9 protein-coding genes are annotated in these 12,653 nt (G+C 69.2%); 6 read left to right on the top strand and 3 right to left on the bottom strand.

All coding sequences use genetic code 11. From position 1 onward, the window contains the following. Window positions 1-30: 30 nt before the first annotated feature. Both BUB57_RS06845 and BUB57_RS06850 read right to left on the bottom strand, forming a co-directional pair. Window positions 31-726: a peptidoglycan peptidase gene (locus tag BUB57_RS06845; RefSeq protein ID WP_143159650.1), complete on the bottom strand. Its 696-nt coding sequence runs from the start codon at window positions 724-726 to the stop codon at window positions 31-33. A 180-nt stretch (window positions 727-906) separates the two neighbouring features. Then, window positions 907-2,292, bottom strand: a complete 1,386-nt coding sequence (locus tag BUB57_RS06850; protein WP_073064239.1) for a M20/M25/M40 family metallo-hydrolase — start codon at window positions 2,290-2,292, stop codon at window positions 907-909. 177 nt (window positions 2,293-2,469) lie between these two features. Here BUB57_RS06850 and hemA point away from each other — a divergent pair, with 177 nt between their 5' ends. The 3 genes from hemA (at window position 2,470) to ispG (ending at window position 6,294) form a co-directional block, all read left to right on the top strand. Then, window positions 2,470-3,699, top strand: a complete 1,230-nt coding sequence (gene hemA / locus BUB57_RS06855) for a 5-aminolevulinate synthase (protein ID WP_073064240.1) — start codon at window positions 2,470-2,472, stop codon at window positions 3,697-3,699. 119 nt (window positions 3,700-3,818) lie between these two features. Then, window positions 3,819-5,078, top strand: coding sequence for a helix-turn-helix domain-containing protein (locus tag BUB57_RS06860; protein WP_073064242.1), 1,260 nt, complete (start codon window positions 3,819-3,821; stop codon window positions 5,076-5,078). Between the two features lie 94 nt (window positions 5,079-5,172). Further along, the gene (gene ispG, locus BUB57_RS06865) at window positions 5,173-6,294 is read left to right on the top strand and encodes a flavodoxin-dependent (E)-4-hydroxy-3-methylbut-2-enyl-diphosphate synthase (RefSeq protein ID WP_073064244.1); all 1,122 of its coding nucleotides are present in this window, start codon (window positions 5,173-5,175) and stop codon (window positions 6,292-6,294) included. A 342-nt stretch (window positions 6,295-6,636) separates the two neighbouring features. Here ispG and BUB57_RS06870 read toward each other — a convergent pair whose 3' ends face one another. Further along, window positions 6,637-7,386 carry a DsbA family protein gene (locus BUB57_RS06870; RefSeq protein ID WP_073064247.1) on the bottom strand — a complete coding sequence of 250 codons (750 nt, stop codon included), beginning with the start codon at window positions 7,384-7,386 and terminating at the stop codon, window positions 6,637-6,639. 159 nt (window positions 7,387-7,545) lie between these two features. Here BUB57_RS06870 and BUB57_RS06875 point away from each other — a divergent pair, with 159 nt between their 5' ends. The 3 genes from BUB57_RS06875 to BUB57_RS06885 all read left to right on the top strand — a co-directional run bounded on the left by BUB57_RS06875 (window position 7,546) and on the right by BUB57_RS06885 (window position 12,556). Then, a complete protein-coding gene (locus BUB57_RS06875; RefSeq protein WP_073064269.1) occupies window positions 7,546-8,688 on the top strand; it encodes a pyridoxal phosphate-dependent aminotransferase in 1,143 nt (380 codons plus the stop codon). Window positions 8,689-8,691: 3 nt separating this feature from the next. Further along, window positions 8,692-9,990 (top strand): N-acetylmuramoyl-L-alanine amidase family protein, encoded by a 1,299-nt coding sequence (locus tag BUB57_RS06880; protein ID WP_073064272.1) that lies wholly within the window; start codon window positions 8,692-8,694, stop codon window positions 9,988-9,990. A gap of 73 nt (window positions 9,991-10,063) precedes the next feature. Then, window positions 10,064-12,556 carry a penicillin-binding protein 1A gene (locus tag BUB57_RS06885; protein WP_073064276.1) on the top strand — a complete coding sequence of 831 codons (2,493 nt, stop codon included), beginning with the start codon at window positions 10,064-10,066 and terminating at the stop codon, window positions 12,554-12,556. Window positions 12,557-12,653: the final 97 nt, after the last annotated feature.

Consider the following 12,653-nt stretch of genomic DNA (forward strand, 5'->3'; position numbering starts at 1 on the left):
CTTGACGGGCAAGGACCGTCCCGCGGACTTCTAGGGATAAACCTGTTCCAGCCTGCCTGATGCCAGCAGCGTGCCGGGGGTGATAACGGCGATCTCGCGCAGCTCTTCCCAGCATTCGCCGGCCGACAGCGCCGCGACGCAATAGGGGTGGGCTTGCCATTCCGCAAGCAGCGCCTGCGCCAGCGGCCCCTCCATCGTCGTCAATCCGGCAAGTTTCCGCGGCGTTCCAAGGACATGGCCTTCGCTCAGCGCCGCCTCAAAGACCAGCTCGGCATTGTAGAAAGCCCCGTTCCCGAACAGCATCAGCCTGTCGAGGCCGCTGCCGTAGGCCGAAAACAGGCTGTAATTCGTCAGCAGCCCCAGCCCGTTCCCCGACGTGCCCCCGATCCGGTAAACCGCATATTCCGACGGGGCGCGGCGATCCGTGATTTCATAGAGAATCAGTTCGGTAATCCCGGCTTCTTCATCGGCGAACACCACGCGCGGGTCGCCGCTGGACGGGCGGAGGATGCCGACGGAACCCCAGTCTCCGCCCTCGGCCTGCCGGATCAGCTCGTCGAGCGCATTGATCCCGTTCAGGAAGATCGGATCGCCGGGCTGCCAGTCCCAGGCAGCCTCCGCCATCATCGCGGCGTAATCCGGGGTCTCGGCCACGGCGCCGCAAGGCGAAAACGCCGCCAGCGCCAGCAAAGCCGCGGCAATCCGTCTGCGCGGATTATTCGGCAATGCCCCCCCCTTTCAGCTTGCCCCAAATATCCTGGGGGCTTCCGAGCGCCCGGAACAGGAGGCGGATCAGAAAACAGCCCGCAAGGCCGTTTTCCCGCCGGAGATGGCCCAGTGGACTGCGTTCAGCGAGGACGGCCACGGCAGTGGCCGGGGTGGAGAACCCCGCTCCGGCCGCGCCGTTCAACCCAGCGCCGCCAGGATCCGCGCCCAGCTGCGCGCGCCTTTCGCAAAGCTTTCCACGTCGTATTTCTCGTTGGGAGAGTGGATGCGGTCGTCGTCGCGGGCAAAGCCGACCAGCAGCGAATCCATCCCCAGCAGCCGCTTGAAATCCCCCGCCACCGGGATCGAGCCGCCGGCGCCGATAAAGGCCGCCTCGCGGCCCCACTCGTCGCTCAGCGCCTGCCGCGCCGCGCCGAAGGCCGGGTCCGAAATATCCATGACGCTGGCCATCGAGCCGCCGTGCGGGTGGAACTCGACGCTGCAATCCGTGGGCAGGAAGCTGCGGACATGGGCGCGCAGGGCTTCGCGGATCGCCTCGGGGTCCTGGGTGCCGACCAGCCGGCAGGAGACCTTGGCGCGGGCCTCGGCCGGCAGCACGGTCTTGAACCCCTCGCCGGCATAGCCGCCGGCGATGCCGTTGATTTCAAGGGTCGGGCGGTTCCACACCATTTCCAGCCCGCTGCGTCCCGGCTCGCCGATGGGATGGCGCAGCCCGACCTGCGACAAAAAGTCGCCCGCATTGAACCCCAGCGCCTCCCAGTCCGCGCGCAGCGTCTCGGACAACTCGGGCGCGCCGTCGTAGAACCCGGGCAGCGTCACCCGTCCCTGCGCGTCCTTCAGCGCCGCCAGCGCGTTCACCAGCACCTGCAGCGGGTTCGCCGCCAGCCCGCCGAAGCTGCCGGAATGCAGGTCGCGGTCGGCGCCGCGGATCACGATCTCCTCGCCCAGCAGCCCGCGCAGCTGGGTGGTGATCGCCGGGCGTCCGTCGGCATACATGCCGGTGTCGCAGATCAGCGCCAGGCTGGCGCGCAGCCGCTCGGCATTGTCGCGCAGGAACCCCTCGAGGCTCGGAGAGCCGGATTCCTCCTCGCCCTCGAACAGCAGCACCAGCCCCGCGGGCAGGGCGCCATGCACGGTTTTCCAGGCCCGGCAAGCCTCAACAAAGGTCATCAGCTGGCCCTTGTCGTCGCTGGCGCCGCGGCCGCGGATCACCGGGCCGGCGGGGGTGTCCTCGATCGCCGGGTCGAAGGGGTCGCGGTCCCACAGCGCCAGCGGGTCGACCGGCTGCACGTCGTAATGGCCATAGAACAGCAGGCTGCGGCCCGCGCCCGGCTGGCTGCGCGCGACCACCATCGGGTGGCCGGGCGTGTCCTCGACCGTCGCCTGAAACCCCAGCGCCGCCAGCTCGCCCTGCAGCCAGCCCGCCGCCTCGCGCACCCGCCCGGCATAGGCCGGGTCAGTCGAGATCGAGGGGATGCGCAGGAACGCCATCAGCCGGTCCAGCGCCGCCGGCAGCCCCTCGTCCAGCGTCGTCAATACCTCGTCCAGCCGCGCCATCCTTGCCATTTGCCGTCCTTTCCCGCAGAGCATGTCCCGGACGGTACGACTTTTCGTCCCATCGGGGATTAAAGGGTGTATTTTCCTGCCATTGATCCTTATCAATGACGAGCGGCCCCACCGGCGACCATGATCGCCGCAGGCCCGTGACGCAAGCCCGCCGAATGGCAAGCAAGGAGCAAGCTGATGAACTACGATGCCGCAATCGACCAGGCCCTGCAGCGCCTGCATGACGAAGGCCGCTATCGCGTGTTCATCGACGTCGAGCGTCGCAAGGGGCATTTCCCGCAAGCGATCTGGACCCGCCCCGACGGGACCGAGCAGGAAATCACCATCTGGTGCGGCAACGACTATCTGGGGATGGGCCAGCACCCCGCCGTGCTGGGCGCCATGCACGAGGCGCTGGACGCCACCGGCGCCGGCTCGGGCGGCACCCGCAACATTTCCGGCACCACCATCTATCACAAGCGGCTCGAGGCCGAACTGGCCGACCTGCACGGCAAGGAATCCGCGCTGGTGTTTTCCAGCGCCTATATCGCCAATGACGCGACGCTTTCCACGCTGCGCAAGCTGTTCCCCGGCCTGATCATCTATTCGGACGAGCTGAACCACGCCTCGATGATCGAGGGGATCAAGCGTTTCGACGGCGCCAAGCGCATCTTCCGCCACAACGACGTCGAGCATCTGCGCGAGCTGCTGGCCGCCGACGACCCGGCTGTGCCCAAGCTGATCGCCTTTGAATCGATCTATTCGATGGACGGCGACTTCGGCCCGATCGAGGCGATCTGCGACCTCGCCGACGAATTCAACGCCCTGACCTATCTGGACGAGGTGCACGCGGTCGGCATGTACGGCCCCCGCGGCGGCGGCGTGGCCGAGCGTGACGGGCTGATGCACCGCATCGACATCTTCAACGGCACGCTGGGCAAGGCCTTCGGGGTGTTCGGCGGCTATATCGCGGCCTCGGCCAAGATGTGCGACGCGATCCGCTCCTACGCGCCGGGATTCATCTTCACCACCTCGATCCCGCCGGCGGTGGCGGCCGGTGCGGCGGCCTCGATCGCGCTGCTGAAGACCGAAGAGGGCCAGCAGCTGCGCGACGCCCAGCAGCTGCACGCCCGCATCCTCAAGATGCGCCTGCGCGGGCTGGGCCTGCCCATCGACGACCGCGGCACCCATATCGTGCCGGTGCATGTCGGCAACCCGGTCCACTGCAAGATGCTGTCCGACATGCTGCTGGACGAGTTCGGCATCTACGTGCAGCCGATCAACTTCCCCACCGTGCCCCGCGGCACGGAACGCCTGCGCTTTACCCCGTCGCCGGTGCACGATCCCAAGCAGATCGACCATCTGGTCCATGCCATGGATGCGCTGTGGTCGCGCTGTGCGCTGAATCGTGCGCATGCAGTGGCTTGACGCCCAAGAAGTAGTGTCCCCCCTCTCGCCAGCGTGATAGCATCAATTTAAACAAATCACGCCAGATTCGCGTTGAGGCACAAGCGAATCCGGGACGGCTAGAAATGGGGCAGGCAGGAATGATCGGGACGAGAGCGCCCGCAGGGCCGGATGATTCCGTCAACGGGCGGGATTCGGCTCCGGGGTTCGACGATTTCGAGATGCGGCTGGGCGACATCATGCGTGGCGAACGCGCCACCATGGGCAAGTCGCTGCTGGATGTGCAGCGCGAGCTGCGCATCCGCGCCTCGTACGTTGCCGCGATCGAGAACAGCGACCTGTCGGCCTTTGACGCGCCCAGCTTCGTGTCGGGCTATGTGCGGTCCTATGCGCGCTATCTGGGCATGGACCAGGACTGGGTGTTCCGCCGCTTCTGCGAGGAATCGGGGTTCCAGCCGGTGCACGGCATGGCCCCCGCCGCCGCCGGTCCCAAGCCGACCCGCCGCCCCTCGGACCCGGCCGAGGCGCTGGCCAACCCGCGGGCGCTGTTCATCCCGCAGCCGGAAAGCTTCTGGTCCTCGATCGAGCCGCGGGCCATCGGCTCGGTGCTGGTCATGGGGGCCTTGGCGCTGGGGCTGGGCTATGGCGGCTGGGCGGTGCTGCAAGAGGTGCAGAAGGTCAACCTGACCCCCTCGGACCAGGCGCCGGCGGTGATCGCGGCGCTGGACCCGGTGCAAGAGGCCGCGCCGGTCGGGGTGGCGGATGCGGGCGCGGTCGACCTGCCGCAGCCCGAGGCGATGGACCGTATCTATCGCCCCCGTGCGCTCGAGGTGCCGGTGCTGACCCCGCGCGACACCCCCATCGCCGCAATCGACCCGGGCCTGCCCGATCCCGCCGAGGCCGCGCCGCAGGCGGTGACGCCCTCCGAGGCGACCGAACTGGCGCTGACCCCCACCGTGCCGCTGAACCTGCCGGGCGTGCAGGCGCCGGGCGCGCAGACCGTGGCCGAGGCGCCGTCGGTGCGCACCCTGGGCCCCGAGCCGCCGCAGGTGGAAATCCTTGCCACCCGCCCCGCCTGGGTGCGGGTCAGCGCCGCGGACGGCTCGGTGCTGCTGGAAAAGACCCTCGACGCGGGCGAACGCTTCGTGCTGCCGGCCAGCGAACAGCCGCCGCTGCTGCGGACCGGCAACTCGGGGGCGGTGTATTTCGCGGTGAACGGGCAGACCTATGGCCCGGCCGCGCCCGGGCCGCAGGTGGTGCGCAACATCGAGCTGTCGCCCGACGCGCTGACCGGCAAGTTCGCGCTGGCCGACCCGGCCGCCGACCCGGCGCTGGCGACGATGTTCGCGGTCGCCTCGGCCGCGCCGCTGGTGGGCGAGGACCCCGCGCCCCAGGAATAGGCCGCGCGGCCGGGCAGGGGAAACCCCGCGGCGGCCGGTTGCCCCGGCGGGGCCAAGCGCCTATCTGTGTCGGCGACAGCCGAAAGGTCCAGCGATGACGCATAACCCGATCCGCCCCTGGCGCAATATTCAGCGCCGCCGGTCGCGGCAGATCATGGTCGGTTCGGTCCCGGTCGGGGGCGATGCCCCGATCAGCGTCCAGACCATGACCAACACCGATTCCTCGGACGTGCGCGCGACGCTGGCGCAGGTGATCGCCGCCGCGGATGCGGGCGCCGACATCGTGCGCATCTCGACCCCCGACGAGGCCTCGACCCGGGCGCTGCGCGAGATCACCCGCGAAAGCCCGGTGCCGATCGTCGCCGACATCCATTTCCACTACCGCCGCGCCATCGAGGCTGCCGAGGCCGGCGCCGCCTGCCTGCGCATCAACCCCGGCAATATCGGCGAGCCGGCGCGGGTGCGCGAGGTGGTGCAGGCCGCCCGCGACCACGGCTGTTCGATCCGCATCGGGGTGAACGCGGGCAGCCTGGAACGCCACCTGCTGGAGAAATACGGCGAGCCCTGCCCGGACGCGATGGTGGAAAGCGGGCTCGACCATATCAAGCTGCTGCAGGACAACGATTTCCACGAGTTCAAGATCAGCGTGAAGGCCTCGGACGTGTTCCTGGCCGCCGCCGCCTATCAGGCGCTGGCGGAAGCCACCGACGCGCCGATCCACCTGGGCATCACCGAGGCGGGCGGGCTGCGCGGCGGCACGGTGAAATCCGCGGTCGGCATGGGCAACCTGCTCTGGGCCGGGATCGGCGATACCATCCGGGTGTCGCTGTCGGCCGATCCGGTGGAAGAGGTGCGCGTCGGCTACGAGATCCTGAAATCGCTGGGGCTGCGCACCCGCGGCGTGCAGATCATCTCTTGCCCCAGCTGCGCGCGGCAGGGGTTCGACGTAATCAAGACCGTGGAAATCCTCGAACAGCGGCTCGAGCACATCAAGACCCCGATGAGCCTGTCGATCATCGGCTGCGTGGTGAACGGGCCCGGCGAGGCGCTGATGACCGACATCGGCTTTACCGGCGGCGGCGCTGGCAGCGGCATGGTCTATCTGGCCGGCAAGCAGGACCACAAGATGACCAATGACCAGATGATCGACCATATCGTCGAGCTGGTCGAGCGCCGCGCCGAAGAGCTTTCCGGCGCCGCCGAAGCGGCCGAGTAACGCCCGGCGGAACTGTTCTCAGGGGGCTTTCCGCCCCCTCTGGCGCCCTTCGGGGCGCCATTCACCCCCGAGGATATTTCCGACCGCCCGAAACAGGCACGCCCCCGCCACAGGGACGGGGGCGGCTTTCGGTCGGTGCGGTCATCGGCGTCCCCGCCTGTACCGCAATTCCGACATTGCCCCTAAATCCTGAAGATTCGGTTAACGCGCTTCGGGCGGTCTCAAATATCCCGGGGTCCGGGGCAGAGCCCCGGTCCGACGGCGCATTCCCAGAACCAGCCGGCGCGGATTGGTGCCGCTGACGAACGGGCGCAGCGCCGCCACAATGCCCGGCGGCGGCCCTCAGCCCGCCTCGGCGCGGATGGTCTCGATCACCGCCGCCAGCCCGGCGGTCGGCACGCCGCGCAGCAGTTCCGGGCCGATGACGAAGGTCGGCGTGCCCATGATCTGCATCCGCTCGGCCAGCTGGCGGTTCTGGCGGATTTCCGAGGACACCTCCTCGGTGTTCATCCGCTGCACGATCGCCTGCGCGTCCAGCCCCAGATCCGCCGACAGCGCATTCAGCGTCTCGATGGTGACGCCGCCGCGCAATTCGTAAAGCCGGTCATGTGCCGCCTTGTAGGCGTCGCCACCGGCGATCTGCCGCACCGCGATGGCATAGCGCGAGGCCAAGTCGCTTTCCTGCCCGAGGATCGGGAACTCCTTGAGGATCAGGCGGATATCGCCGTCCTCGGCCACCACCTTGTCCAGCTCCGGCGCGATGCGGCGGCAATAGCCGCAGCGATAGTCGATGAACTCGACGATGGTCAGCCCGCCCTCGGGGTTGCCGCCGATCCAGGAATACCCGTCCTCGAACAGCGCAGCGCTGTTGGCGGCGACCAGCAGCTTGTCGTTTTCGGCCTCGGCCTCCAGCCGCCGGGCCTCCATGGCGTTGATCGCCTCGACCAGCACCTGCGGGTTGTCCATGATGTAGCCGCGCACCGCCTCGCCAAAGGCCTCGCGCTCGGCCTCGGTCATGTTCGCGGGGTCGAAGGCGGCTGCGGGCGAAGCCAGCAGCGCCGCCATGGCGGCAGCGGTCATCAGCGATTTCATCACGGGGTCCTTTCCGGTCTCGGCCCTTCCGGTGCCGGAGGCATTTGCCCTGCCGGTGCGCGGTCTGTCCACCCCTTGCGGGCGGGCTCGCCGTCTCTTGACCGGGGTCGGGGGCGGGGCCAAAAGGGCGCCAAGCAAAAAACCATGGGGCGCAGTCGGATGCGGCAATCGCAGCGGGGTCAGGTCGACCCCTTCATCGTCATGGACGTGATGGAGGCCGCGAGCCGCGCCGAGGCGCAGGGCCGCCGCATCGTGCATATGGAGGTCGGCCAGCCCTCGACCCCCGCCCCCCGCGCGGCGCTGGATAAGCTGGGGCAGGCGCTGTCGCAGCCCCTGGGCTACACGATCCCGCTGGGGATGCCGGAATTGCGCGCCGCCATCGCCGGGCTGTACCGGCGCTGGTACGGGATTGACCTCGACCCCGCGCGGGTGGTGGTGACGCCGGGTTCCTCGGGGGCCTTCGTGCTGGCGTTCTCGGCGCTGTTCGACGCAGGCGACCGGGTGGCGGTGGGCGAGCCGGGCTATCCCAGCTATCGCCAGATCCTGCGCGCCATGTCGGTGCAGCCGGTGGGGATGCAGACCCGCGCCGAAAACCGCTATCAGCCGGTGCCCGAGGACATTCCCGGTGATGTGCAGGGGGTGATGATCGCCTCGCCCGGGAACCCCTCGGGGACGATGCTGGACCGCGACGCGCTGGCTGCGCTGGTCGCCCGCACGCAAGAGATCGGCGCGGCGCTGGTCTCGGACGAGATCTATCACGGGCTGGATTACGGCACCCGCCCGGTCAGCGCGCTGGAGCTGACCGACGATGTGGTGGTGATCAACAGCTTTTCCAAATACTTCAGCATGACCGGCTGGCGGGTCGGCTGGATGGTGGTGCCGCCCGACATGGTGCGCACCATCGGCCGGCTGGCCGCGAACATGTTCATCTGCGCCCCCCACGCCAGCCAGGTGGCGGCGCTGGCCGCACTGTCGCCCGAGGCGGATGCCGAGGCGCAGGCCAACCTGGCTGTCTATGCGCATAACCGGCAGCTGATGCTGGAACGGCTGCCGGCGATGGGGTTCGACCGCATCGCGCCGCCGGACGGGGCCTTCTACATCTATGCCGATGTGTCGGCGCTGACCGACGACAGCCGGGCGCTGGCGGCCGAGATCCTCGACCGCGCCGGCGTCGCGGTCACGCCGGGGCTGGATTTCGACCCGATCCGGGGGGCGGGGACGCTGCGGCTGTCCTATGCCCAGTCCACCGCCGAGATCACCGAGGGGCTGGACCGGCTGGCGGCCTTCATGGCCGGGCGCTGAGCGGTGGGGATCCTGCGCCTTGCGGCGGCGGCGCTGCTGCTGGCCGCGCTGGCGGTGGTGGGGCGGCCGGGGCCGGTCGTGGCCGAAACGCTGGCCGAGGTCGATCAGGGCCGCGTCATGCTGGGGTTCGAGGGCAGGGACCGTGGGCGGCCGCGGCCGATCGCGCTGACCATCGGGCTGTCGCGGGCGGTGGCCCATGCGGTCGCGGTGATCGACGCGCCGCCGCGGCTGGTGGTGGACCTGCGCGATACCGAGGTCCCGCAGGCGCCGCCCCCTGCCGACACTGACCCGGATGCCGACCCCGCCGCGGCGCTGGCGTTGCGCTGGGGGCCGGCGCCGCAGGGCGGCGCGCGGGCGGTGCTGACCCTGCCCGGGCCGATGAACCTGGACAGCGCGCAGCTGACCGGCGGGCCGGCGCCGGCGCTGTCCTTGCGGCTGGTGCCGGTGAAGCCGGCCGAGTTCCGCCCCCGCCGCGACAGCCTGACGGTGCTGCGCGGCCTGCCGGAACCCGCCGACACCGCCCGCCCGCCCGCCGCGCCCGCGGGGGAGCGGCTGCGGGTGGTGCTTGACCCCGGCCATGGCGGCATCGACCCCGGCGCGCAGGTCGGCGGCATCTCGGAAGCGGCGCTGATGCTGGGCTTTGCGCGCGAGTTCGCCGCCGTGCTGCGCGACCGCGGCATCGAGGTGGTGCTGACACGCGAGGATGACCACTTCGTGCCGCTCGAGGCGCGCACCACCATCGCGCGGGCCAAGGGGGCCGACCTGTTCATCTCGCTGCACGCGGATGCGCTGCCGGCGGGCGAGGCGGCGGGCGCGACCATCTATACCTGGGACGCGCGCTCGAACGACCGCGCCGCCCGGCAGCTGGCCTTGCTGCACGACCGCAGCGACATGCTGGCCGGGCTCGACCTGTCGGACACCGACGAGGATGTCAGCCGGGCGCTGATCGACCTGGCGCGGCTGGACACCCAGCTCCGCAGCGCCGATGCGGCGCGGATGCTGGTGGCGCAGATGGATGCGGCGGGGGTGGACATGCACCGGGTGCCGATCCGCGGCGCGGCGTTTTCGGTGCTGAAATCGCCCGACATTCCCTCGGTGCTGATCGAGCTGGGGTTCCTGACCGACCCCGACGACCGCAGCAACCTGTTTGACCCGGATTGGCGCGCCCGCGTCGCCGCGGCGCTGGCGGCGGGGATCGTCGACTGGGCCGCCGCCTGGACCCCCGCGGAAAAGCCCGCCGAAACCCCGGCCCCGGGCAGCGGCAGCAAGGCGCCGGGATCGCACAAGACCCCGCCCGGGTGATGCAACGCCGCTTTGATCCGGGCGCGACAGGCGGTATAGGAAACCCTCTGCTTGGCTATGGTGGGCCTGTCGCTTGATCCGTTTCCTGCTCAATTTCGTCGGCGCGATCTTTTCCTGGTTCGTCACCGCGGCGCTGTTCGTCGCGCTGGGGATCGGCGGGATCTTCTGGATCTACGCCCGCGACCTGCCCAGCCACGAGGCGCTGGCCAGCTATGCCCCCAAGACCATCAGCCGCATCTATTCCGGCGAGGGCAAGCTGATCGACGAATTCGCCGAGGAACGGCGGATCTTCGTCCCGATCGAGGAAATCCCCGATCTGGTGAAACAGGCCTTCATCTCGGCCGAGGACAAGAACTTCTACAAGCACCACGGCTACGACCCGCGCGGCATGATCGGCGCGGCGGTGCAGGCGGTGCAGACCCGCGGGGCCAGCGTGCGCGGGGCCTCGACCATCACCCAGCAGGTGATGAAGAACTTCCTGCTCGATTCGTCGCGCAGCGTGGAACGCAAGGTGCGCGAACTGATCCTGGCCACGCGGATCGAGAACACGCTGAGCAAGGACCAGATCCTTGAACTGTACCTCAACGAGATCTTCCTGGGGCAGAACAGCTCGGGCGTCGCGGCGGCGGCGCAGACCTATTTCAACAAGTCTCTGACCGAATTGGCCCCGCACGAGGCCGCGATGCTGGCGGCGATGCCGCAGGCGCCCTCGCGGTCGGTGGTGCGCGACAAGGAACGGATCACCGAACGCCGCAACTATGTGCTGCGCGAGATGTGGCAGAACGGCTATCTGACCGAAGCGGTGTTCCGCGCCGAATCGGCGCAGCCGCTGCGGACCGTGCAGAACGGCGATTTCCCGGCATTCCGCAACAGCCTGCCCCCGCGCGGCTATTTCACCGACGAGATCCGCCGCCAGCTGTCGGCGCAGTTCGGCGAGGACGAGTTCTTCGGCGGTGGGCTGCAGATCCGCGCCACCGTCGATCCGCAGCTGCAGGCGATCGCCGCCAAGTCGCTGCAGGATGCGCTGGAACGCTATGACCGCGGGCTGGGGCTGTGGCGCGGCACCGGCATCACCATCCCGGCGGACAAGCTGGCGGCCGAGCCGGACTGGCGTGCGGCGCTGGCCCGCGCCAAGGTGCCGCGCGACATCGAGGGCTGGCACCCGGCAGTGGTGCTGGAGCTGACCGAGACCGACGCCGTGATCGGGATCGAGGGCGTCCCGCAGGGCGACGAGCCGCATCTGATCCCGGCCAAGGACGTGCAATGGGCGCGCAAGATGCTGCCCGGCACCCAGCGGGCGCCGCAGGCCAGGGTCGCCTCGGACCTGCTGGAAGTGGGCGAGGTGGTGCTGGTCCGGCAGATGACCGACGACAATACCGGCGCCTTCATCCGCTGGACGCTGCGGCAGGTGCCGCGGGTGCAGGGCGGGTTCATGGCGATGGACGTGAACACCGGCCGCGTGGTGGCGATGCAGGGCGGCTTCAGCTATCAAAGCTCGGTCTTCAACCGCGCGACGCAGGCGATGCGGCAGCCGGGGTCGTCCTTCAAGCCCTTCGTCTATGCGGCGGCGCTGGACAAGGGTTATACCCCCGCCACTATCGTTGCAGATGAACCGATCACCGTGAACACCCCGCAGGGGCTGTGGACCCCCAAGAATGCCGGCGGCGGCTTCTATGGCCCCACGCCGCTGCGCACCGGGATCGAGCAGTCGCGCAACCTGATGACCATCCGCATCGCGCAGGACATCGGCATGGATACGGTGGCCGCCTATGCGGAACGTTTCGGCGTCTACGACCGGCTGTCGCCGTTCCTGGCCAACAGCCTGGGGGCGCAGGAAACCACCCTGTTCAAGATGGTCGCCGCCTATGCCATGTTCGCCAACGGCGGCGAGCGGGTGGAGCCGACGCTGGTCGACCGGGTGCAGGATCGCCGCGGCCGCACCGTCTATCGCCACGACCGCCGCAGCTGCACCACCTGCGACATGGGCAACCTGCCCGCCGGGCAGGCGCCGGTGATCGCCTCGGACCGGGAACGGGTGATGGACGCGGTGACCGCCTATCAGCTGACCTCGATGCTGGAAGGGGTGGTCAGCCGCGGCTCGGGCAAAGGGGTCAAGCTGCCGGTGCCGGTGGCGGGCAAGACCGGGACCACCAACGACGCCAAGGACGTGTGGTTCGTCGGCTTCACCTCGAACCTGGTGGCGGGCTGCTATATCGGCTTTGACGAGCCGCGCAGCCTGGGGTCGAACGCCTATGGCGGCACCATGTGCGTGCCGGTGTTCAACGCCTTCATGCGGCAGGCGGTCAAGCAATACGGGGGCAGCGCCTTCAAGGTGCCGCCGGGCGGGTATTTCGCCGACGTGTCCTATGGAAAATACACCATCGCCGAATATTTCCGCAACGGCACCACCGCCAGCGACTATGTGATCGACGGCGGTTTCGGCCGCAAGCAAAGCTCGGACGTGACCGAGACCGCGGACAAGGCGGTCACCACCTCGACCGGCAAGCGCAAGGTGATCCCGAAAAAGGCCGATTTCGGCAGCATGAGCTCGGGCGGGCTCTACTAGGCCCCGCCGCGGCGGGGGGCAGGGCCGCCGTCCTGCTTGTGCCGGCGGCCGGGCCGCGGTATCAGCCGCTTTCATCCGAATTGCCGTTCGCCTGTCA

This window comes from Paracoccus solventivorans, assembly GCF_900142875.1.
GTDB classification, from domain to species: domain Bacteria; phylum Pseudomonadota; class Alphaproteobacteria; order Rhodobacterales; family Rhodobacteraceae; genus Paracoccus; species Paracoccus solventivorans.